This window comes from Brevibacillus centrosporus, assembly GCF_046622605.1.
Taxonomy (GTDB): domain Bacteria; phylum Bacillota; class Bacilli; order Brevibacillales; family Brevibacillaceae; genus Brevibacillus; species Brevibacillus centrosporus.
On record NZ_CP176856.1, the window covers coordinates 590,768 to 612,800 of the forward strand.

Here is a 22,033-nt window from a genome sequence, read left to right on the forward strand (position 1 = left end):
GAAGGCAGGGGAGCGCCATGCGGCGAAATAGGTGGATCGGCAGCCTGATGATTGGAGTCGCGTTGATCAGTATTTTATGGACGCAGCCGTGGACAATACGAGCTGGAGTAGATGAGGTTCAAACATGGCTGCCACAACAAGTCCCTGCCGCTGCCTCGTATCGTGCGGATGTGCGGGTCGATATGAAGGCCCACACCGTCACGGGAACATTGGCTGTGCGTTTTTCTCCTCAGGATGACAAGGCTTACTTCCATCTCTACCCGAACGTCTTCCAGGAGAGGGCCGATTTGGGTGGGGAGAATTGGGAGCAGATCCTCGGAAAGCAAAGAGAGCCGGGGAGTATCCAAATCTCGGAGGTACGCGTCGATGGTGCGAGTGTCCCCTACAAGCTGCAAGGGAGCATGGATACGCTGCTTGCCGTGCCTTTATTGGGGAAGTCATCTGCGGAGCAAACAGAAGTCGAAATGAATTTTGCCCTTCAGGTTCCTTTTAATAACGGAAGACTCTCCTACAACGACCATGCTATGTGGCTAGGAAACTGGCTGCCGATACTCGCGATGAAGGGTGCAGACGGCTGGAGGCTAGATCCGTATGCCTCGATCGGCGATCCTTTTTTCAGCGAGATGGCCAATTACCATTTGCGCGTACAAATAGAGGAAGGCTATCAGCTTGCTTCTAGCGGGATTGAGAGTGTCGCAGTCGTAACGCAGACTCGTCCCCAGCGTCAATCAATTTATGAATTGGATGCGTGGAATGTTCGTGATTTTGCTTTGGTAATCTTGGACGATTCGTATCGCCAGGAGTCGGGAAAAGTCGGGGATGTCGTCGTGCGGACTTGGTCGCAGGAGGGGGACGACCCGCAGGTGGCCAGTCATTTGCATCAGGTTGCCATGCAGTCACTGGCGTATTACGGAAACCAGTTTGGCAGGTATCCGTATCAGGAATACGATGTGGTCAAAACAGGGGGATTTTTCGGGGGAATGGAGTACCCGAGCATCGTCTTTATCCAAGATGAGTACTTCAGCAGAACGGATCAGGTGGCAGATGCGATCGTCGCCCACGAAACCGCCCATCAATGGTTCTACGGTCTGGTTGGAAACGATGAAGTACGCGAGGCATGGGTGGATGAAAGCTTGACGGACTATGCGACCATGGCTTATCTGCAAAGTGTCGACCCTGCTCGTGCGCGAGGCTACATCCAACTGCGGCTCGCGCAGTCAAAGACAGCCGAGACATACGCTGCAAAAGGTCTGCGTGTCTGGCAGTCGGTAGAGCAGTTCCCGACATGGAAAAGCTATACAGAGCTTGTCTACGGAAGAGGAGCGGCGATGTGGTGGGCCCTGCGGGAAGGTTGGGGGGAGGATCGTCTGCATGAACTGCTGCGACAATACGTCCTGGAGAATCAGTACGGACAGGCAAAAGGGCAGGAATTGATGGAGCGGTTGTCGGCGGAGGCAGGTGCAGACGCTACTCCCTTCGTCGATTTTTGGCTGAAACTCAGGCTAGAGCAAAAAGAGGCGGCAGAAGCATGGGTGAATAAAGGTAAACACGAATAATGCCATTAATCTCTTTTCGAAACGTTCGGATACAAGGTTGACAGGCAAAACTTCTCCCTGCTACACTGAGGAAGTTGAAACGAGTTCGAATAGCCCAGGCGATGAGTACGGCCTTGCATGCCGTTAGTCGGTTGGGTTTTCTATTGATGATACTGACATAGGGGGCGAAGGGTGCCATGGCCAAACCGTTAGCAGGTGTCATAATGGGCAGCACGTCTGATTGGGAAACGATGAAGGAAGCATGCGCGATTTTGGACGAGCTGCAAGTACCATATGAAAAGAAGGTGGTGTCCGCGCACCGGACGCCTGACTTGATGTTTGAGTATGCGCAGAGCGCCAAGGAACGCGGTCTGGAAGTTATCATCGCAGGAGCGGGAGGAGCCGCTCATCTGCCAGGAATGGTGGCGGCCAAAACAGAGCTGCCCGTGATTGGGGTGCCTGTGAAGTCCTCGAACCTCAATGGACTGGACTCTCTCTTATCCATCGTTCAGATGCCGGGCGGAGTGCCTGTGGCTACGGTTGCGATCGGCAAGGCAGGAGCGATCAACGCCGGACTTTTGGCAGCGCAGATTCTGGGAATCAAATATCAGGAAATTCAAGAGCGCTTCGTCGCTAGACGGGATGCGACTCGGAATAAAGTGCTGGAGGCTAGTGAGCTGGAATGACAAACGCAACCAATAAGCAGATCAAGCCAGGTTCTACGATCGGCATTCTAGGCGGAGGACAGCTGGGACGAATGATCGCTCTCGCTGGACGAGCTATGGGCTATCGCTTTGTTACGATGGATCCAACCGAGGATGCTCCATGTGGACAGACGGCGGATCGACAAATCGTCGCCAACTATGATGATGTAGAAGCAGCCATGCAGCTGGCGTCCGTGAGTGATGTCATCTCGTATGAATTTGAAAATGTAGATGCCCAGGTGGCAGAAGTATTGGAAAGCCAAGCGTACGTGCCGCAGGGAAGTCGGTTGCTGCGCGTTACACAAAACCGGATTCGCGAAAAAACGGCAATCCGTGAAATCGGAATACCAGTCGCACCTTTCCATGTCGTAGCAAGTCTGGAGGATTTGCAAAAGGCGGTACGTGAGCTGGGCCTGCCTGCGGTCATGAAAACAGCAACTGGCGGCTACGATGGAAAAGGACAATGGGTCATTAAAAGTGAGTCGGAGCTTGCGGAAGCGTATGAAACGCTGGCAAAGGCAGGTACAGAGCTGATCGTGGAGCAATTTGTTCCCTTTCAGCTGGAGCTTTCCGTTATCGCCGCGCGTAACCCATCTGGGGAGCTGGCCGTATTTCCAACAGCAGAAAACGTTCATCAGGACAACATTTTGCACCTGAGCATTGTGCCTGCACGTGTAAGTGAAGACGTAAAGGTACGGGCAGAAGCTATAGCGCGGACCATCGTCGAAAAGCTGGATGTAATCGGCCTGATCGCAGTAGAAATGTTCTTGACGGCGGATGGGGAGCTGTACGTGAACGAGCTGGCTCCACGCCCTCACAATTCGGGACATTACACGATGGATGCCTGCGTCACCTCGCAGTTCGAGCAGCACGTTCGGGCGGTATGCAACCTGCCTTTGGGATCTACAGAGTTGCTCTCGCCGGTCGTGATGGTTAATATTTTGGGAGAGCATCTGCAGCCGGTCTTAGATGGAATCGATCGACTGCCTAGCTCTGCGAAGCTGCATTTGTACGGGAAGGCGGAGAGCAAAGTGAAGAGGAAAATGGGACATATCAATGTTCTCGCCCCAACAGTGGAAGAAGCGCTCGCTACAATCGAGCAGCTGCAAATATGGACGAAAAATGCGGAGGTACAATCATGATCGAACGTTATTCCCGCCCAGAGATGCGCGCCATCTGGACAGAGCAAAACAAATTTCAAGCGTGGCTGGAAGTGGAAATCCTCGCGTGCGAGGCATGGTCCAAGCTGGGTGTCATCCCTGAGGAAGATGTAAACAAGCTGTGGGACAAAGCCAGCTTTGACATCAAGCGCATTTATGAAATCGAGGAAGAAACGCGCCATGACGTAGTGGCCTTTACCCGCGCGGTATCGGAAACATTGGGCGAAGAGAAAAAGTGGGTGCACTACGGTCTGACTTCTACAGACGTAGTCGATACAGCCCTCTCCTATTTGCTGCGTCAAGCCAACGAAATTTTGGAAAAAGACATCGAGGACTTCATCGCGGTTCTGGCTGAGAAAGCTCGCGAGCACAAGGATACGGTCTGCATGGGCCGCACGCATGGGGTACATGCGGAGCCAACAACTTTTGGTCTGAAGCTGGCCCTGTGGCACGAAGAGATGAAGCGCAACCTCGCCCGTTTCCGCGCAGCGAAAAAAGAAGTGGCGTACGGCAAAATTTCTGGTGCAGTAGGTACGTATGCGAACATCGACCCGTTCGTGGAAGCCTACGTGTGCGAAAAGCTGGGCCTGTCTGCTGCTCCGATCTCTACCCAAACGCTGCAGCGTGACCGTCATGCCGAGTACATGGCGACACTGGCTCTGATCGCTACCTCTTTGGAGAAATTCGCAACAGAAATCCGCGGCCTGCAAAAGAGCGAAATGCGTGAAGTAGAAGAGGCGTTTGCCAAAGGACAAAAAGGCTCTTCGGCGATGCCGCACAAACGCAACCCGATCGGCAGCGAAAACATCACCGGTATGGCGCGCGTCATTCGTGGCTATATGCTGACATCGTACGAAAACGTTTCTCTGTGGCATGAGCGCGATATCTCCCACTCCTCCGCAGAGCGCATCATTCTGCCGGACGCGACACAAGCGCTGAACTACATGCTGCGCCGTTTCAGCAACATCGTGAAAAACCTGACTGTTTTCCCGGAAAACATGAAGCGCAACATGGACCGTACCTTTGGTCTGATCTACTCACAGCATGTCATGCTCAGCCTGATCGAAAAAGGCATGAGCCGCGAGCAAGCTTACGACACTGTACAGCCGCGCGCGATGCAAGCGTGGGAAGAGCAGCGTTCCTTCCGTGCCATCGTGGAGGAAGACCCTACGATCAGCGCTACGCTGACCAAAGAAGAGCTGGATGCGTGCTTCGACTACCGCTATCACCTCAAGCATGTGGATACCATTTTCCAACGTCTTGGGCTGGCGTAAGAAAAAACCTATACATGTTCTAGCATTGAGCCGTCAGGAAGCCTCCTGGCGGCTTTTCCATGTCAGGATGGCGGTCATGTGTCCAAAACGCTAAAAAAGAGATGCCCTTTTCCCACACCTTTCCACATTCTTTACGCGCTTCTGCCACAGCGGATTGCTATAGTAAGGTTGTCCGACATAGGGGCAGTGGGGATGGATTACGCCAACAGCATGAAAAACTTACAAAAGTGTAAGGTTCCTGAAAGTTAACTCGATAGTTCCCACATCAGATCCCCGATACAATGAAATCAACTCATACGGATCATGAAATGGGAGATCGATAATGAATACCGCACTGATTTATCCAAAAATGAATCATCAGCAAATTTACGAAGAATACTCCGCCAAAATACATCGCTATTTCCGCTATCGTGTAAAAAATGTTTGGGATGTTGAGGACCTGACCACGACAGTGTTTATCAAAGTATATTCCAAGCTGGAGCAATACGATGGACGCCATCCATTTGGCGCGTGGATTTTCCGCATCGCGCACAACGCCTTGATTGATTACATGCGCAAAAAGCGGGAGTGCCCGGTCGATCAGGATACTTTTTCCTCGCTCAAAGCTACGGATGAGCTGCCGGAGGAATGCCTCCTTACACAGGAATCCACCGATGTACTGTGGCAAAAGGTACATACGCTGACGGTCGATCAGCGCAATGTGATTCAGCTGCGTTACCTGGCTGATCTAAGAATGAACGAGATCGCGGAAATCCTCGGGAAAACCGAGGCATCGGTCAAAATCTTGCACTTCCGCGGGATCAAGAAGCTTCAACAAATGATGAAGGCGCAAGCGTAGGGTGGACATTTGGTCCATCCTCTTTTCTTTTGGAGAGAAAAAGGAAAAGTTTGGATTTTTGCTGTGGGACTTGGCGACAAGCCTAGTTTTCCTAAGGTATAGTAGAGGATGGAATGATGGAGACTTAGGAAAGAGAGGGGTACATAGCGATGTCGACCATTATGATCGTAGAGGACGATCCTAAAATCAATCAATTACTGCAGAGTCAGTTGGAAAAATACGGATATCATACAGTGAATGTCGAACACTTTGACCGGGTCATGGACGTATTTGCAGAGGTTCGGCCAGACTTGGTCCTGCTGGATGTCAATCTACCCAAATTCGACGGGTTCTACTGGTGCCGCCAAATGCGCCAGGAATCGAACTGCCCGATCCTGTTCATCTCTGCGCGGGATAGCAAAATGGATCAGGTGATGGCATTGGAAAACGGGGCCGATGATTACATCACAAAGCCGTTTGACTACGATGTGGTCATGGCAAAGATTCGCAGCCAGCTGAGACGCGCCTACGGTCTGTACGCCCCTCAGGAGGGAGAGCGGACGGTAGAGGTGGCAGGGCTCAAGCTGTTTTTGGAACGGATGGAGCTGTCCATACACGATACCAAGGTAGAGCTGAGCAAAAAGGAAGCCTTGCTGCTGGAGGCGCTGATGAATCAATACCCGCGTGTCGTCAGTAGGGAGCGTCTGCTGGAGAAGCTCTGGGATGAGCAGTTTGTAGATGAAAATACGTTGAACGTCTACATTACGCGGGTGCGCGGAAAGCTCAAGGACATGGGGCTCGAAGGAGCAGTGGAAACGGTACGGGGCTCGGGATACCGTCTGAGGGCAGTCTGGGAGGATGGGCAATGAAGCTGTTCCTCCGGGATCAATGGGCTTTTGCGGTATTTTTCCTCGTCCAGCTCATCTTGCTGCTGCTGATCTTTACGTTGGACGGATACTGGAACCAATCCTTAATGATCTACGCCATGTTCCTGTCGGTCTTTTTCGCAGGGGCTTTTCTAGTCGTGCGCTATTTGACGCATCGGGCTATCTACCAGCGTTTGAGCAGCCCGGTACAATCGCTCGAGGAGCTGACACAGACACACGGCAATGCGGCATTGTGCCGGGCGATGGACGAGACATTTCTGGAGCATTATCGGCTGTACAAGGAACAACTGCATGCCTATGAAAACAAGCAGCGAGACTATACGACTTTTATCCAGCAGTGGGTGCACCAGATGAAAACGCCGATCTCGGTCATTCATCTGCTCCTGCAAAACGAGGATGATCCGACGGCGGAAAGCGTCCGGGAAGAGGTGGATCGGATCAAGCGCGGGCTGGAAACGGTACTGTATATTGCCCGGCTGGATCGGTTCGAGCAGGATTTCCTGGTAGAACAGGTAACTCTTCGCAGGCTGGTCCAGAACGTTCTCGCGGAAAACAAGCGGCTCTTCATCCGCAATCAGGTCTACCCGGAGGTAAAGATCGACGAGACGTGGCGTGTGGAATCGGATGAGAAGTGGCTCTCCTTTGTGCTCAATCAGCTGTTGACCAATGCTGTGCGCTATTCGGCAGGAAAGAGCAGCAAGGTGTCCATCCGCGCTTACGAGCTGGGACCGAGTGTCGCGTTGGAGGTACAGGATTATGGGATCGGGATTCCTCCGGAGGACATTCGCCGCGTGTTTCAGCCTTATTTTACAGGAGAAAATGGCCGCAAATACCCGGAATCTACGGGCATGGGGCTGTATCTGGTAAAAGAAATTTGCGGGCGGCTGCATCACGGGGTAGAGCTGGAATCCGAGGTAGGGAACGGAACGACGGTACGGCTGATTATGTCGGGGGTTCTTCCAACCTTACAAGATCGTAAGAAAGCTGAAAGTTAATTCGATGGCGGTAGGTTGCGCGCTTTTCGTATAGTGGGGTATGAAGTGCGAGAAAGGGGTAAGACCGATGGACATGTTGCAGGTGAATAGTCTGAGCAAAATCTACGGAGGCAAGGTAACTTACCGCGCGTTGACGGATATAGATTTAACGATTCGAGAAGGGGAATTCGTCGGGATTATGGGTCCTTCAGGTAGTGGGAAAACCACCTTGTTGAACATGATTGCGACCATCGATACCCCTACATCCGGGGCCGTCCTGCTGAAAGGGACCAACCCGCATTTGTTGAAAAAGGATAGGCTGGCCCTGTTTCGACGCAGAGAGCTGGGCTTTGTTTTTCAAGATTTTAATCTGCTGGATACGCTGACGATTGGAGAAAATATTGTGCTGCCCCTGACTTTGGAGGGAGAGAGCGTCTCCGTCATGGAGGAGCGGCTGCAGACGATCGCGACGAAGCTGGGCATTCAGGAGATTTTGGACAAGCGCACCTTTGAGGTTTCGGGTGGCCAAAGGCAGCGTACGGCGATTGCCCGTGCCATTATTCATACGCCGTCCCTCCTGCTTGCGGATGAACCGACGGGAAATCTGGATTCGAAGTCGTCCCGTACTGTGATGGAGACGCTCGAATCTATCAATAAATCGGAAAATACGACGATGATGATGGTCACGCATGATGCTTTGGCTGCGAGCTACTGCCATCGCGTCATTTTTATCAAGGATGGTCAGCTGCACAACGAAATGTACCGGGGGGAAAGTCGCCAGGTGTTCTTCCAAAAGATCATTGATGCGCTGTCTTTTTTGGGAGGGAACAACTATGACCTTTCGACAGTTCGCGTGTAACAACGTCCTGCGAAACAAGCGAACGTATGCGGCTTTCTTTTTGAGCAGCGTCTTTTCTGTCATGATTTTTTTCGTTTATGCCATGTTCATTTTCCATCCGGGCATCGATGATGAAGAGATTCATGGATCTGTCGCGACAGGCATGATCGTCGCGGAGTATATCATTTTTCTCTTTGCTTTTTTCTTTCTTTTCTATTGCGTCGGTGCTTTCTTGAAGAAACGGGAAAAGGAATTCGGTATCCTGTTCATGCATGGAATGACGGCAAAGCAGCGCAACCTGCTGATTTTTTTGGAAACGATGCTGATCGGGGGCGTTTCCATTCTTTGCGGGATCGTGCTGGGGCTGGTTTTAGTTAAGCTGTTCTTTCAATTTGCCGGCTTTTTGCTGGATGTGCAGGCACTGGAGTTTTACTTTCCCTGGAAAGCGATTGGCTTGACGTTCGTGGCGTTTCTCATTTTGTTCGCTGCGATTTCGATCTTTACGGTATTGCTGCTCAGGAGCAAAAGCCTGCTGGATCTGCTCCAGGGCAGTCAACGTCCAAAGAGGGAGACGAAAGCATCGGTGGTTCTCTCTTTTTTAGCGGCGGGATTGTTGGGAATCGCCTATGTCCTGGCGCTGACTGCCGATGGCATCTCTGTCGTGGTCCTGCTTTTGCCCGTAACGGCTTTGACGATCGCAGGCACGTACCTGCTCTTTACACAGCTCAGTGTCTTTTTCATCGGTTTTTTGAAAAAAAGGCGCTCGATTTACTGGAAACGAACCAATCTGATTACGTTCTCTGATTTGGATAATCGGATGAAGGATAACGCGCGCATGTTTTTCCTCGTCTGCATCGTATCCACGATCGCCTTTTGTGCCATTGGGACGCTGGCCGCTCTGGCTGGCTCGATCCAGGAAACCGTCGTGAAAACGAATCCGTTTGCCTTTGAATATCAAACCAATAAAGGGAATCTGGAGGAGCAAAAGCATCTCGCGCTGATTGAAAACAGCCTGCTCCAAAACGGTTTTTCCTTTGAAAAGCATCAAGCGACGATGCGTCTTTTGCCGCAAAAGGTTAACGATGAGACTGTCGGTGTGGTCAAGCTGACGGACTACAACCAATTTGCCTTGGCCGCGAATTCGCGGGAGCTGAAGCTCGGGGACAACGAGGCGTTCCTGGTCGTTCGCTGGTTTGGAGACTCCGTGGATAGCAAGATGCTTACCGTCGGGTCAAACGAGCTGGCGGTAAAAACGGATACGAAAATCAACCCGCTGCTAAGTGGACTGGATTTCGAACGTTTGGCTGTCATTCCGGATCGCGTCTACGACCAGCTGAAGGGTCTGAATGAAGAGGTGCGGTACGGATATGTGGTACCAAAATGGAAGGATACGCAGGAAATCAGCTTGAGCCTGCAGGAGAAGATCGAGCATTACGGCGAGCACTACTATTTTAGCGCCCGTGCCCCTGTCTACCACTCCATGAAGCAAATGGCGAATACGCTACTCTTTATCGGGCTGTTCGTAGGAGTTCTGTTTTTCGTGGCGGCCGCCAGCTTTTTGTACTTCCGGCTGTACACCGATTTGGAAAATGACAAACGGCAGTACGGAGCCATATCGAAAATCGGACTTTCGGATCGAGAGCTGTCCCGAGTGGTGACGACGCAGATCGCACTGCTGTTCTTCGTTCCGATCGTGGTAGCAATCATTCATAGCATAGTTGCTTTCGTTTCCTTGCAAAGCCTGCTGAAGCTCATGCTCATCGCTTCCGTTTTCAAGCCGACGGCAATCGTGCTGCTCAGCTTCGTGATTGTCCAGGCGATTTACTTCTGGATCATTCGCAACCGGTATTTGTTCCACCTCAAGCGATCTGTATCTCAATAAGAAAAAGAAGACCTCGTAAGTGGATCCACAAGTCCGACTGACGAGGTCTTCTCATGGGAGAAGGAAAACATACATAGAATAAGGAGTAGGACAATGCGAGGAGGAAGATGAGATGGAGATGGAGCAGCAGTCCTGGATGGAGAAAGCCGTCACTATCGCATGGGAGAACGTACTTCGGAGTCATGGAGGGCCTTTTGGGGCGATTGTCGTCCGGGATGGGCAGATCGTGGGCACTGGCAGTAATGAGGTAACGGCAACAAATGACCCGACAGCACACGCGGAGGTTCAGGCGATTCGGGACGCTTGCCGCAACCTGAATACGTTTCAGCTGACAGATTGCGAACTGTACACCAGCTGTGAGCCTTGCCCGATGTGCTTGGGAGCGATCTACTGGGCACGGCCAAAGGCGGTTTACTTTGCAAGTACCAAGCAGGATGCGGCGAAAGTCGGATTTGATGACCAGTTTATCTACGAGCAGATCGGGATCCCTTTTGCCGAAAGGACCATTCCTTTCTTGCAAATTCAACCAGAAAACTATCAGATTCCATTCGTGACATGGGCAAACTCACAGAGCAAGGTAGAATATTAAGGCAAGGGGGCAATCGCAACGTGCGGTTGCTTCTTTTTTTGTATTTCTTTATATCAGTTAACAATATGATAAACGAAAATAAAATATTGAAAATGCTTTCAAAATCAAATTTTCAGATAAACTGTTGCATATTGTCGAAATTCGTATTATAGTAACAACAACAATAACGTAATTCGTCCATTATTGAAAATAAATCGACTGTTTAAAGGACCAAAAATTAGGGAAAAAGACGAATAAGGTAGGGATGATATGGAAGAAAAATTCCGACGATCTCTTTATCCAGAATTAGATGACATCGACTACGGTATTGTCCGTGCCTTACAAGAGAATGCACGTCTACCTTTTACTCAAATAGCCAAAGAGCTGGGCGTTACGGAGAAGACAATCCGGATGCGCGTGCAGCAAATGCAGGATGAGGGAGTTTTGAGTCTGGTTGGCATCGTCAATCCGGTCAAAGCAGGGCTAAACGTACAGGCTTTTGTGCAGATTGCCACAGAGGCGGACAAGCTGGACGATGTAGTCGCGGTGTTGAACGGAATCGTGGAAGTACGCTTGGTTGTTCTGACCTCTGGGGATTACCAGTTGATCACGCAAATTTTGGTTCGCAACTACGAGGAATTGTCACAATTTTTGATGAAAACCCTCAACAAGATACCGGGAGTTACCAGGGTGAACGTGATTAATGAATTGAAAATCCTAAAGTCCAAGTACAAGTTCGTTCGTTAGGACATCGCGACAGTGGAAGGGGGAATGCCATCGGAGTAAGTGCCGTTGGGAGACAATCATTCCATGAAGTAATTAGAGTGAAAAAGTGAGACATCCAAGATACGACATACTTTCATCAGGGCAGACAATAAAAGAGAAAAGGGGTCATCCTATGTTTTCGAAAAAAGCGAGCAAAACATTGATGAGTGCCGTACTGGGAACAATGCTGCTGGTAACAGGTTGTGGAGGTGGAGGAACAGCTGCTCCTAGCACAGATGGCGGAAACGCAGCAGCACCTGCACCATCTACAGGTAAAAAAGTAATTAATATCGGTCTGAAAGCAGACCCACCTTCCATGGACCCGAACATCTCGACTTCATTGTATGATCGCCAAGTATACGCGAGCCTCTACGACAAGCTGTTCGAAATCGATCCAAGCGGGAAAATCGTGCCAATGCTGGCTGAATCCTACGAGGTTACACCAGATGGTAAAACATATACGTTCAAGCTGAAGCAAGGCGTTAAGTTCCACGATGGAACTGATTTCGATGCTGAAGCGGTGAAATTCAACTTCGAACGCAACATGAACGACGAGAAGTCCAAACGCAAAGGCGATATGAAGTTCGTTGATTCCGTTACTGTTGTTGACAAAAACACCGTTAAGGTACAAATGAAAGAGCCATTTGCACCGTTCCTGTCCATCCTGGCTGACCGTGGTGGTACCATGGTTTCACCAGCAGCTGTGAAGCAGTATGGCGATCAATATCTGAACCATCCAGTGGGAACCGGGCCTTTCGCATTTGTTGAGCAAGTAAAAGGCGACCACGTTACCCTGAAAAAGAACGAAAACTACTGGGGTGGCGCACCGAAAGTAGATGAAGTGACTTACAAAGTATTCACGAACGGTACTGCGAAAGTACAAAACCTGCGCTCCGGCATGCTGGACATCATCGACGATACACCAGTGAAGGAAATTCCGGCAGTAAAAGGCGATTCCAACCTCACGCTGACGGCAGAATCCGGATGGGGCTACCAAGGTCTGTACCTGAACAACTCCCGTGCACCATTTGACAACAAATATCTGCGTCAAGCGGTAGACGCTGCGATCGACCGTGAGGCATTGGTAAAAGTACTGTTTAACGGCTATGCAGCACCTGCTCGCACAGCATTTGCTAAAGGCAGTCTGGCGTACGACGAAGCGTTGAACGCACCAATCGCTCCTGACGCTGCGAAAATCAAAGACTTGCTGGCAAAAGGCGGACAACCAAACGGCTTCAGCTTTAAACTGTACATCACGTCTTCTCCTGAAAACGAACAATTGGGTGCTGTCCTGCAAAATATGTGGAAGCAACACGGCATTAATGCCACACTGGAAAAACTCGAGTACGGTCAATTGCTGGAAACAGGTGAAAAAGGCGAATTCGATGCACTGCAACTGGGCTGGTCCGGACGTCAAGACCCAGACCAAAACTTCCATGACTTCGTAGTAAAAGGCGCTTCCAACAACGACGGACGTATTGATCTGCCAAAATTGGACGAGCTGGTTATGAAAGCACGCAGTGAAGTAGATGAAACAAAACGTAAAGCTCTGTATGAAGAAGCTACGAAGCTTCTGCAAGACGAAGCTGGCTATTCTTACATGTACCATCAATATGTGCTGATCGGTATGAACAAAAAAGTTACAGGCTTCACGTATGTACCAGACGGTCTGATCCGTACAGCAACTCTGGACAAGCAATAAGCTTAAGCTTTCTGCTTCAAGCTTGACTACACTATAACAGCAAGAGCGAGGAGGAATTGTCATGATGTTTGTGGTCAGACGTCTACTGCTGACAATCCCGATTCTCCTGCTGGTGTCGATTCTGACTTTCTCTTTGATCCATATGATCCCGGGCGATCCTGCCCGGGTCATTTTAGGACAAGAGGCGACACCGGAAGCCTATCAGGCACTGCGAACAGAGCTTGGTTTAGACAAGCCGATCGTGGTGCAATATTTTTCCTGGCTGGGAAAAGTGGTAACGGGTGATTTGGGGATGTCCATCACGGACCGGATTCCGGTCTCTGAATTGATCAAGCAAAGGCTGCCTGCGACGGTGGAGTTGACCATAGGGACTTTCCTCGTAGCGATCCTCATCGCGTTTCCTGCGGGGATCCTAGCGGCGACGAGACGCGGGACCTGGATTGATTACACAAGTACCTTTACAGCACTGGGAGGAATGAGTATCCCAAGCTTTTGGCTGGCGATGATGATGATTATCTACTTCGCGGTTGAAAACCAATGGCTGCCTTCATCGGGCTACGTCTCCTTCTTTGAAAATCCAACGCAAAACCTGTTGGCCATGGTTCTTCCTTGTGTGGCGACTGGCCTTCGTGAATCCGCTGTCCTCATGCGCATGCTGCGCTCTTCCTTGCTTGATGTGGTAAACATGGACTTTATCCGTACAGCAAAAGCAAAGGGTTTGAATGAAGCACGCACGATTCTGGGACATGCATTGCGCAACGCGATGGTGCCAGTTGTAACGACTTCTGGTCTGATGATCGCCGGTCTCTTGGGTGGTCTGGTCATTACGGAGTCGATCTTCTCCATTCCTGGATTTGGTCGTCTGATTGTAGAATCTGTATTTAAACGGGATTATGTTACGGTACAAGGTGCGATTCTCGTGTCGGCTGTACTGGTTGTACTCGTAAACCTGGCTGTAGATATTTTGTACGCAGTAATCGATCCACGCATCAAGAGCGGGAAAGGAGCGGGTGAGTAATGAAAACCCTAGGCAAATTTCTCCGAAACGGGTTGGGTGTCATCGGAGCGGTGATCATCCTCGGACTGATCATCATAGCAATCTTTGCTCCTCAGATCGCTCCCTACGACCCGAACGCACAAGATTACAACAAGATCCTGCTTGCTCCTGGCGGCGATCACTTGTTTGGAACAGACGACCTCGGTCGCGATATTTTCTCCCGTGTTGTGTACGGGGCGCGTATCTCCATGGAAGCTGCCTTGATTTCCGTTGGGATTGCGATGCTGATCGGCGTACCGATCGGGCTTTTGTCCGGTTACTACCGCGGCTTTTGGGACGAGTGGGTAGTTATGCGCAGCGTTGACGCGATGCAGGCATTCCCATTCCTGATCTTGGCTCTGGCGATTTCCGCCGTACTCGGTTCTGGATTCGGCAATGCGATGCTGGCGATTGGTATCGGTTTTGCTCCGGCTTTCGTACGTATCACACGCGGTCAAGTACTGACTCTTCGCAATATGGAGTACATTCATGCAGCTAGATCGGTCGGCGTCAAAGATGCTCGCATCATTTTCCGCCACATCTTGCCGAATGCGCTCAACCCGATCATGATTCAAGCGACACTGGCGATGGCGTCAGGGATTATCGCTGAAGCTTCTCTTTCCTATCTGGGTCTAGGGGTACAACCACCTACACCGTCGTGGGGAAGCATGCTGAACCAGGCTCAAACATTAATGTCCGTAGCTCCTTATGCAACGTTTTATCCAGGTATTGCGATCTTCTTAGTTGTACTTGGCTTCAACTTGCTGGGTGATGGCTTGCAACAGGTTCTAGATCCGCGTTCACGTAAATAGGTAAGCTAATATTGAAGATTCACATGGTCACGAAATAACGAAGGGAGTGGAGCAGATGACGACCATCTTGGAAGTGGAACAGCTGAGAACCCGGTTTCGCACAGACAGCGGTGTCGTCAGTGTCGTTGACGGCGTCGACTTCTCCATCCGTGCCGGCGAGACGCTCGGAGTCGTAGGTGAATCAGGCTGCGGAAAAAGCGTAACCAGCCTGTCGATTATGCGGTTGCTGCCGCAAAACGGTAAGTCGGAAGGAACCATCCGTTTTAATGGAAAAGACGTGCTCGGGCTGTCGGAAAAAGACATGCAGCGCGTTCGCGGTAATGAAATCGCGATGATTTTCCAGGAGCCGATGACTTCCCTCAATCCGCTGCATACAGTAGGCAGACAGATTGAAGAAGCAGTCATGCTTCATATGAAAGTGAGCAAGGCACAGGCGAAAGAACGGGCGATCGCCATGCTCAAAGCAGTAGGGATGCCGCGTGCCGAAGAAATCTACGGCGAATTCCCGCATCAGCTCTCCGGTGGGATGCGTCAGCGGGTCATGATCGCAATGGCGATGTCCTGTGATCCGAAGCTGATCATCGCGGATGAGCCGACGACTGCTCTCGACGTAACGATCCAGGCGCAAATCCTCGATCTGATGCGTGACCTCAAAGAAAAAACAGGAACATCCATCATGCTGATTACGCACGATTTGGGCGTCGTAGCGGAGATGTGCGACCGCGTGATTGTCATGTACGCGGGGCAGGTCGTAGAAGAGACAGATGTAGACACCTTGTTTGAAAGTCCAAAGCATCCTTATACGATTGGTTTGATGAATTCGATTCCGGAGCTCGACGACGAACGCGAGTACCTGGAAACCATCCCAGGTGCCGTACCGTTGCCGCAGCAAATGCCAAAAGGCTGCCGATTTGCTCCTCGTTGCTCGAAAGCGATGGCGATCTGTAATGAACAGCCGCCTGAGCTGTTGCAGCTGGGCGGTCAAAAATGCCGCTGCTGGCTGTATCAGGATGGGGGGGAACAAGCATGACGAAACCTCTGTTGGAAGTAAAAGGGCTAAAACAGCATTTTCCCATCAAGGGCGGATTTTTAAAGAAGACGGCCGGGTATGTCAAAGCTGTCGACGGTATCGACTTGCAGGTGTTTCCGGGTGAAACGCTTGGAATCGTAGGAGAGTCTGGCTGCGGGAAGTCCACGACAGGAAGAAGCATCATGCGCCTCTTGGAACCGAGCTCGGGGGAAGTATGGTTTGACGGAAAAGACTTGGCAAAGCTTCCAAAAGAAGAAATGCGCAAAATGCGCAAGGACTTGCAAATGATTTTCCAGGATCCATACGCTTCGCTGAACCCGCGTATGACGATTAAGCAAATTCTGATGGAATCGCTGATGGTACACAATATAGGTACGATAGCAGAGCGTGAGAAAACGATCGAAGAGATTATCGAGATCGTTGGTCTTCGCAAAGAGCATCTGAACCGTCATCCCCACGATTTCTCGGGTGGACAACGGCAACGGATCGGAATCGCGCGTGCACTTGTTGTCAAACCAAAGCTGATCATTGCCGATGAGCCCGTATCCGCGCTGGACGTATCGATTCAGTCGCAGGTACTCAATTTGCTCAAAGACTTGAAAAAAGAATTCAATCTGACACTCATGTTCATTTCGCATGACCTGTCAGTCGTCAAGCATTTGTGCGACCGGATCGCCGTCATGTATTTGGGCCGTGTCGTAGAAATTGCCGATAAACGAACCTTGTTTGAAAATCCGAGCCATCCGTATACGCGGGCTTTGCTGTCCGCTGTACCAGTGGCAAAACCCCGCCAGAAGCGGGAGAGGATCTTGCTTACAGGCGATCTGCCGAGTCCGGCAAATCCGCCAAGCGGTTGCACCTTCCATCCACGTTGCCCTTACGCAACGGATGTTTGTAAAACGACAGTACCGAGCCTGGCTGATATTGGAGCCGGACAACTGGTATCCTGCCATCTGGTGCAATCGGGTGAACTTCGCCGTTAGAGGCAGGACGGAGGAACAACCGTGATTTACTGGCAATTGTTTATCGCGTTTTTCCGTATCGGTATTTTCGGATTCGGGGGAGGACCTACGATGGTTCCCCTGTTCCATACCGAGTGCGTGAAAAAGTATAAATGGGTAACAGACGAAGACTTTGCAGATAACCTGGCACTGGGGAACGCTCTTCCGGGACCGATCGGAACCAAGCTGGCTGCGTTTATCGGCTACCGGGTAAAGGGCTGGAAGGGCGCACTGGTGGCAAACATCGGTGTCGTACTGCCGATTGTCATCGTGATGATCGCGCTCTTGGAAGTCATCTACAAGTGGAAGGATGCACCGGGGGTTTACGGCATGATTCAGGCGATCGGTCCTGTAATCGCAGTGATGACAGGCGTGCTCACCTGGGAGTTTTTGCAGAAGGCTTGGCAAGGCGCTCCCAACAAAACCGGTGTAAGTGTTTCTCTCGCCTTATCCATGGTCGCTTTGCTGTTTCTTGACTGGCATCCAGGAATTGTCGTGGCAATCGCTTTGGTGATTTCCTTTGCTTATTCCACCTGGTCGGTCCGGAAGCGCAAGAAAAAGGACGGCAAGGAGGGCGCAGCATGATTTACTTTCAGTTATTCTGGGCGTTTTTCATTTCCAATATTTTGGGGTATGGCGGGGGCCCTCCCAGCATTCCGCTGATTCAGAACGAAGTCGTCGATCACTACAAATGGATGTCGGTGAAAGAATTCGGGGAAATGCTGGCGGTAGGGAATGCGCTCCCAAGTCCGATTGCGACCAAGCTCGCGGGCTATGTCGGCTATCAGGTAGCAGGCGTACCCGGCGCGACCATAGCGCTGTTTGCGACGGTAGCTCCTACCGCGATCGCCATGATCCTGCTTTTGCAATTCATCAATATTTTCCGTAGTGCTCCACAAGTCAAAGCCATGACCCAATCGGTTCGTCCAATGGTCACTGTACTTTTGGGAACCATGACATACCAATTTATCATGGGAGCGGTGGAAGGAATCGGGTGGATGCAAACGATTATTCTGTCCGTTGCTTCGTATTTGCTCCTGGAGGCTTGGAAAGTACATCCGGCAATTGTCATCGTAGCAGCCATGGTGTACGGGTACATCTTCATTGGCTAGGATCAACTGTTAATAAGGAGGCAAACTACATGGTTAATTATGACGCAATGGAATACCCGTATGCATCACGGCGCATGACCACTTTTGCGAAAAACGGGATGGTAGCAACCTCCCAGCCGCTCGCAGCACAGGCGGGCTTGGATATCCTGAAAAAAGGCGGAAACGCCATCGACGCTGCTATTGCAACGGCGGCATGCCTGACGGTCGTAGAACCGACGTCCAACGGCATCGGCGGTGACGCGTTCGCGTTGGTATGGGTAAAGGATGAGCTGTATGGTCTCAACTCGAGTGGACCTGCTCCACAGAGCATTTCGATCGAAGCCGTAAAAGCAAAAGGCCACGAGGAAATTCCGACATACGGCTGGACGCCTGTGACTGTTCCGGGTGCACCTGCTGCCTGGGCAACGCTGTCGAAACGTTTTGGCAAGCTTCCTTTGACAGAAGTTTTGCAACCGGCTATCGATTACGCAGAAAACGGCTATCCGCTTTCCCCGACCCTCGCTCACTACTGGAGCGTGGCTTACAAGAAATTTTCCAAGCTGTGCACAGGACCAGAATTTGCGCATTGGTTCGAAACCTTCATTCCAGGCGGAAAACTGCCGAAAGCAGGCGACATCTGGAAATCACCGGGTCATGCCGCTACTTTGCGCCAAATCGCAGAGTCGAACGCGGAAAGCTTCTACCGTGGTGAGCTGGCGGAGAAAATCGATGCGTTCTCCAAAGAGTGCGGCGGCTTCCTGACGAAAGAGGATTTGGCTGCATTTGAACCGGAGTGGGTAAAACCTTTGAGCGTCAACTACCGCGGCTACGACGTTTGGGAAATTCCGCCGAACGGTCAAGGCATGATCGCCCTGATGGCGTTGAATATCCTCAAGGGCTTTGACTTCGATGCCAAAGACACGACAGAAACCTACCACAAACAGATCGAAGCCATGAAGCTGGCATTTACCGATGGTTTGAAATACATCACCGAATCCGGCCAGATGAGCGTGACGGCAGAAGAGCTGCTCGCCGATGAATATGCGGACACTCGCCGTGCACTGATCGGTTCCGAAGCGCTGACTCCTGAGCCAGGAAATCCTCGCTCCAGTGGTACCGTTTACTTGGCTACGGCTGACGGGGAAGGCAACATGGTGTCCTTCATTCAAAGCAACTACATGGGCTTCGGCTCTGGCGTCGTTATTCCGGGTACCGGTATTTCCATGCAAAACCGCGGACACAACTTCTCGCTGGACCCTGCTCATGACAACCGCTTGGAGCCAGGAAAAAGAACGTTCCATACCATCATCCCAGGCTTCCTGACGAAAGACGGCAAGGCAGTCGGACCATTTGGCGTCATGGGTGGCTTCATGCAGCCGCAAGGACACGTACAGGTTGTCATGAACACCATCGACTTCCATCTGAATCCACAAGCTTCCCTGGATGCGCCTCGCTGGCAGTGGACAGAAGGTAAGGTCGTCGAGCTCGAGCGTCACTTCCCTGAGCATTTGGCGCTGGCACTCGAGCGCAAAGGCCACCAGATCAAATGGGCGTCGCTGGGCAACTACTTCGGTCGCGGCCAGATCATCTGGCGCGATGAAAATGGCGTGCTCTCCGGTGGTACCGACATGCGTACAGACAGCAGCATCGCGGCTTGGTAAGAGCAGAGAGACGGAATAAGAAAAACCGTACGGGAATCAAATCCGTACGGTTTTTTTGCGTTTCTCACCTGTTTGATCATCTATGGACTAGAGACAGGGGTGATCTGCTCAGGCTTTCCTCGGCTTGCAAGCTTTGCCAAACGAAGGGTCCGATGCAAGGCCAAAGAGACTGTAAAGCTTGCCGTAGATGGAGAAATGCCAAAGGACTCCGAAAAGGTATGGATCAATGTTTGCGGGCCATAGAGGATGGCAAAAGTAACGGTGCTGCCGATCCTGATGTAAGACATGAAAAACCTCTCCTCGTTCTACTTATCTTTATCGAGTGTAATCCTTGTATACCGATAGCGTCTAATGTATTATTTCTATCAAAATGATACCTTTTTGTTATCGGTTCGCTACTCATGGAATGGCAGCAGCTAGAGTATTTTCGCGTAGTGGCAAGGCTTGAGCACTTTGGACAGGCGGCAAAAGAGCTTGCAATGGGCGTACAGGAGATTCAGCATTTGAAAAATCCCTATACGGGAACGGTGGCGCTGAGATTTCTGCAGACGCTGGAAATCACGATCGGAGCTTTTTTTGTATGTTCCGGCGAATCACGGTTATGCGGGGAGGACTTCCATCGCATTGAAGCAGCTGTCCGAGGATGGCTTTATCGGGATCAGGAAAGGTTTGGGGATGAGGGAGGCCATAGACGGCTTTTGTCGGGAGGCTGGCTTTACACCACAGATCAAATTCGAGGGAGAAGATATTCCTACCATAGCGGCTCTTGTTTCCTCCGGGCTCGGGGTGACGATTATTCCTGCATTTCAGGACATACGTTATCACCAGCGGCGGAATTGTTTCGCAACTATGTGATAGAGACGTTCGCATGAAGCAAAAGAACAACCATTCTTCCGATAAAGGGGGGAAGTTAGATGAAGCGGGTTATTTCACTCCAAGGTGGTATGGCTGCCGGGAAGACGACGCTGGCAAAACGATTGGAGAGGGCCATCAGCGATGCTTGGGTTATCTATGAAGATCCGTCAGCACTTGTGCAAAAAAGGAAAGAGCTTGCCCTCGATCTGCAAAAAGAAAAAGACTTTATCGTCAATCAGAGGATGTTCATCGAGCACGAGGTAGAGCGTTTTCGGCGGCTGCCAGATGCAAACATCATCTACGATCGCGGACCGGAGGACATCGAGTGCTACACGCTGCATTATCCGTTGAGCATCGGGAAGGAGTGGGATATCGAGGGACAATTGAAGGCAGAGCTAAAAGAGCTGCGCTCATGCCGCTCGGATACCATCATTTATTTGGATGCCCAGACAAAAACACTGTCCGCCAGAAAAGAAGGTGACGCGACCCGAAGCCGCGGCTCTTTTGCCCAAGCGATGCGCATGCTTCCATACGAAAAAGAATGGTTTTCCAGGCTGCCTGCGACGACGGTGCTCCCGGTAGACGCTCTCGATGTCGAGGCGGTAGAAGCGAGGGTACTGCCGTTGATAGCAAATCTATGGAAAGACTGACAATCAAGTGCTCACAGCGACTCACTCCATAGTTGGATAGACCTCTCCAATTCCCCAAACACCACGATCCGCGATTGCCGAAAGACTTCTTTCCCTTCACGAAACAATAGAATAGTCGGAGCGGTAAAGAGGAGAAACTCTCCGGACAGGCTGGGGAGCTTTTCGATCGAGGCGACCATAAAAGGAACCTGCGGGTAGGACTGCAGCAGCTCCTTGGTTTTCTCAAAAGTCGCGTCACATACGCCGCAGTTCGGCATTTTTACGAACAGCAAACTCATCGGGTGTTTGGCAATGTCCGCGGTAAGCTCGGATAGATCGTTGTATTCGCGCATCTGTCTATTCCCCCTTCTCCAAGCATGATGAATTTACCCCACCATGATAGCAAAAAGCCCTCTGATGATACAGAGGGCTCTGCGTCTTATCTACTACTCCGCTCTTACGACACTTTCAAACTGTCCTTTATGGGCCCCGTTACAGTAAGGCTTGTTCGAGGACAAGCCGCATCTACAGAGATGCACCTTTTCCTTTGTTTCCATGGGATTTCCCTCACCATCCAGCAGGGTGAACTCTCCCGTCACGAGCAGTGGACCATTATCTAGCACCTTGATATCTGACATTTTCTCACCTCCTCTACCTACTGGTTATTTTTTCACAAAATGAGAATGAATACACATGCCGTAAGTATGGAAAATAAGCCCCCTTTCCTGTTACATTTCGACACAGTTTTGGATGCCTCCCCCTTTTTAAGAAAAAAATCCCAAGTTTTTCTCCTGTACGTGCAACAAAATTTC

General features: G+C 50.9%; 23 protein-coding genes and 1 pseudogene. 21 read left to right on the forward strand and 3 right to left on the reverse strand.

Annotated elements, in window-relative coordinates; all coding sequences use genetic code 11:
• Positions 1–17: 17 nt before the first annotated feature.
• From ACLIN2_RS03210 to ggt, 19 genes are all read left to right on the forward strand, one after another.
• Entirely contained in the window at positions 18–1,556 is a 1,539-nt protein-coding gene (locus tag ACLIN2_RS03210; protein ID WP_411503199.1) for a M1 family metallopeptidase, read from the forward strand.
• A 176-nt stretch (positions 1,557–1,732) separates the two neighbouring features.
• A complete protein-coding gene (gene purE / locus ACLIN2_RS03215; RefSeq protein ID WP_411503200.1) occupies positions 1,733–2,221 on the forward strand; it encodes a 5-(carboxyamino)imidazole ribonucleotide mutase in 489 nt (162 codons plus the stop codon).
• A complete protein-coding gene (gene purK / locus ACLIN2_RS03220) occupies positions 2,218–3,381 on the forward strand; it encodes a 5-(carboxyamino)imidazole ribonucleotide synthase (protein ID WP_411503201.1) in 1,164 nt (387 codons plus the stop codon). The genes purE and purK overlap by 4 nt, the downstream gene beginning before the upstream one ends.
• On the forward strand, positions 3,378–4,673 hold the full coding sequence (gene purB, locus ACLIN2_RS03225; protein ID WP_092267459.1) for an adenylosuccinate lyase: 1,296 nt from the start codon (positions 3,378–3,380) through the stop codon (positions 4,671–4,673). The genes purK and purB overlap by 4 nt, the downstream gene beginning before the upstream one ends.
• A gap of 322 nt (positions 4,674–4,995) precedes the next feature.
• Positions 4,996–5,511: an RNA polymerase sigma factor gene (locus tag ACLIN2_RS03230; protein ID WP_411503202.1), complete on the forward strand. Its 516-nt coding sequence runs from the start codon at positions 4,996–4,998 to the stop codon at positions 5,509–5,511.
• Positions 5,512–5,660: 149 nt separating this feature from the next.
• Positions 5,661–6,359: a response regulator transcription factor gene (locus ACLIN2_RS03235; RefSeq protein ID WP_122926838.1), complete on the forward strand. Its 699-nt coding sequence runs from the start codon at positions 5,661–5,663 to the stop codon at positions 6,357–6,359.
• The gene (locus ACLIN2_RS03240; protein WP_411503203.1) at positions 6,356–7,372 is read left to right on the forward strand and encodes a sensor histidine kinase; all 1,017 of its coding nucleotides are present in this window, start codon (positions 6,356–6,358) and stop codon (positions 7,370–7,372) included. Before ACLIN2_RS03235 ends, ACLIN2_RS03240 begins: the two co-directional genes overlap by 4 nt.
• 67 nt (positions 7,373–7,439) lie before the next feature.
• Entirely contained in the window at positions 7,440–8,210 is a 771-nt protein-coding gene (locus ACLIN2_RS03245) for an ABC transporter ATP-binding protein (RefSeq protein WP_411503204.1), read from the forward strand.
• A complete protein-coding gene (locus ACLIN2_RS03250; RefSeq protein ID WP_400588066.1) occupies positions 8,185–10,071 on the forward strand; it encodes an FtsX-like permease family protein in 1,887 nt (628 codons plus the stop codon). The genes ACLIN2_RS03245 and ACLIN2_RS03250 overlap by 26 nt, the downstream gene beginning before the upstream one ends.
• 118 nt (positions 10,072–10,189) lie before the next feature.
• Positions 10,190–10,660 carry a nucleoside deaminase gene (locus ACLIN2_RS03255; RefSeq protein ID WP_092267510.1) on the forward strand — a complete coding sequence of 157 codons (471 nt, stop codon included), beginning with the start codon at positions 10,190–10,192 and terminating at the stop codon, positions 10,658–10,660.
• A 249-nt stretch (positions 10,661–10,909) separates the two neighbouring features.
• Complete coding sequence (locus tag ACLIN2_RS03260; RefSeq protein WP_092267451.1) at positions 10,910–11,386, forward strand: Lrp/AsnC family transcriptional regulator; 477 nt, start codon at positions 10,910–10,912, stop codon at positions 11,384–11,386.
• A 151-nt stretch (positions 11,387–11,537) separates the two neighbouring features.
• Positions 11,538–13,106: an ABC transporter substrate-binding protein gene (locus ACLIN2_RS03265; RefSeq protein ID WP_092267450.1), complete on the forward strand. Its 1,569-nt coding sequence runs from the start codon at positions 11,538–11,540 to the stop codon at positions 13,104–13,106.
• A gap of 61 nt (positions 13,107–13,167) precedes the next feature.
• Positions 13,168–14,124: an ABC transporter permease gene (locus tag ACLIN2_RS03270; RefSeq protein ID WP_092267449.1), complete on the forward strand. Its 957-nt coding sequence runs from the start codon at positions 13,168–13,170 to the stop codon at positions 14,122–14,124.
• Positions 14,124–14,954 (forward strand): ABC transporter permease, encoded by an 831-nt coding sequence (locus ACLIN2_RS03275; protein ID WP_122926833.1) that lies wholly within the window; start codon positions 14,124–14,126, stop codon positions 14,952–14,954. Before ACLIN2_RS03270 ends, ACLIN2_RS03275 begins: the two co-directional genes overlap by 1 nt.
• A gap of 55 nt (positions 14,955–15,009) precedes the next feature.
• Positions 15,010–15,984: an ABC transporter ATP-binding protein gene (locus ACLIN2_RS03280; protein WP_411503205.1), complete on the forward strand. Its 975-nt coding sequence runs from the start codon at positions 15,010–15,012 to the stop codon at positions 15,982–15,984.
• Positions 15,981–16,967, forward strand: a complete 987-nt coding sequence (locus ACLIN2_RS03285; protein ID WP_092267446.1) for an ABC transporter ATP-binding protein — start codon at positions 15,981–15,983, stop codon at positions 16,965–16,967. The genes ACLIN2_RS03280 and ACLIN2_RS03285 overlap by 4 nt, the downstream gene beginning before the upstream one ends.
• Before the next feature lie 21 nt (positions 16,968–16,988).
• Positions 16,989–17,570: a chromate transporter gene (locus ACLIN2_RS03290; RefSeq protein WP_122926831.1), complete on the forward strand. Its 582-nt coding sequence runs from the start codon at positions 16,989–16,991 to the stop codon at positions 17,568–17,570.
• The gene (locus ACLIN2_RS03295) at positions 17,567–18,097 is read left to right on the forward strand and encodes a chromate transporter (protein WP_411503206.1); all 531 of its coding nucleotides are present in this window, start codon (positions 17,567–17,569) and stop codon (positions 18,095–18,097) included. Before ACLIN2_RS03290 ends, ACLIN2_RS03295 begins: the two co-directional genes overlap by 4 nt.
• A 29-nt stretch (positions 18,098–18,126) precedes the next feature.
• Positions 18,127–19,737: a gamma-glutamyltransferase gene (gene ggt, locus ACLIN2_RS03300; protein WP_411503207.1), complete on the forward strand. Its 1,611-nt coding sequence runs from the start codon at positions 18,127–18,129 to the stop codon at positions 19,735–19,737.
• Positions 19,738–19,817: 80 nt separating this feature from the next.
• Here the strand turns inward: ggt and ACLIN2_RS03305 are convergent, their stop codons facing one another.
• Positions 19,818–20,024, reverse strand: coding sequence for a hypothetical protein (locus tag ACLIN2_RS03305; RefSeq protein ID WP_092267442.1), 207 nt, complete (start codon positions 20,022–20,024; stop codon positions 19,818–19,820).
• A 286-nt stretch (positions 20,025–20,310) separates the two neighbouring features.
• Between ACLIN2_RS03305 and ACLIN2_RS03310 the strand changes: the two are divergent.
• Both ACLIN2_RS03310 and ACLIN2_RS03315 read left to right on the forward strand, forming a co-directional pair.
• Positions 20,311–20,592 (forward strand): annotated as a pseudogene (locus tag ACLIN2_RS03310) (LysR substrate-binding domain-containing protein); the annotation flags it as partial.
• A gap of 59 nt (positions 20,593–20,651) precedes the next feature.
• Positions 20,652–21,242 carry an AAA family ATPase gene (locus tag ACLIN2_RS03315; RefSeq protein ID WP_400588073.1) on the forward strand — a complete coding sequence of 197 codons (591 nt, stop codon included), beginning with the start codon at positions 20,652–20,654 and terminating at the stop codon, positions 21,240–21,242.
• An 11-nt stretch (positions 21,243–21,253) separates the two neighbouring features.
• Here ACLIN2_RS03315 and ACLIN2_RS03320 read toward each other — a convergent pair whose 3' ends face one another.
• A complete protein-coding gene (locus ACLIN2_RS03320; RefSeq protein WP_092267438.1) occupies positions 21,254–21,574 on the reverse strand; it encodes a thioredoxin family protein in 321 nt (106 codons plus the stop codon).
• A gap of 93 nt (positions 21,575–21,667) precedes the next feature.
• A complete protein-coding gene (locus tag ACLIN2_RS03325) occupies positions 21,668–21,859 on the reverse strand; it encodes a CDGSH iron-sulfur domain-containing protein (protein WP_310236517.1) in 192 nt (63 codons plus the stop codon).
• Between the last annotated feature and the right edge of the window lie 174 nt (positions 21,860–22,033).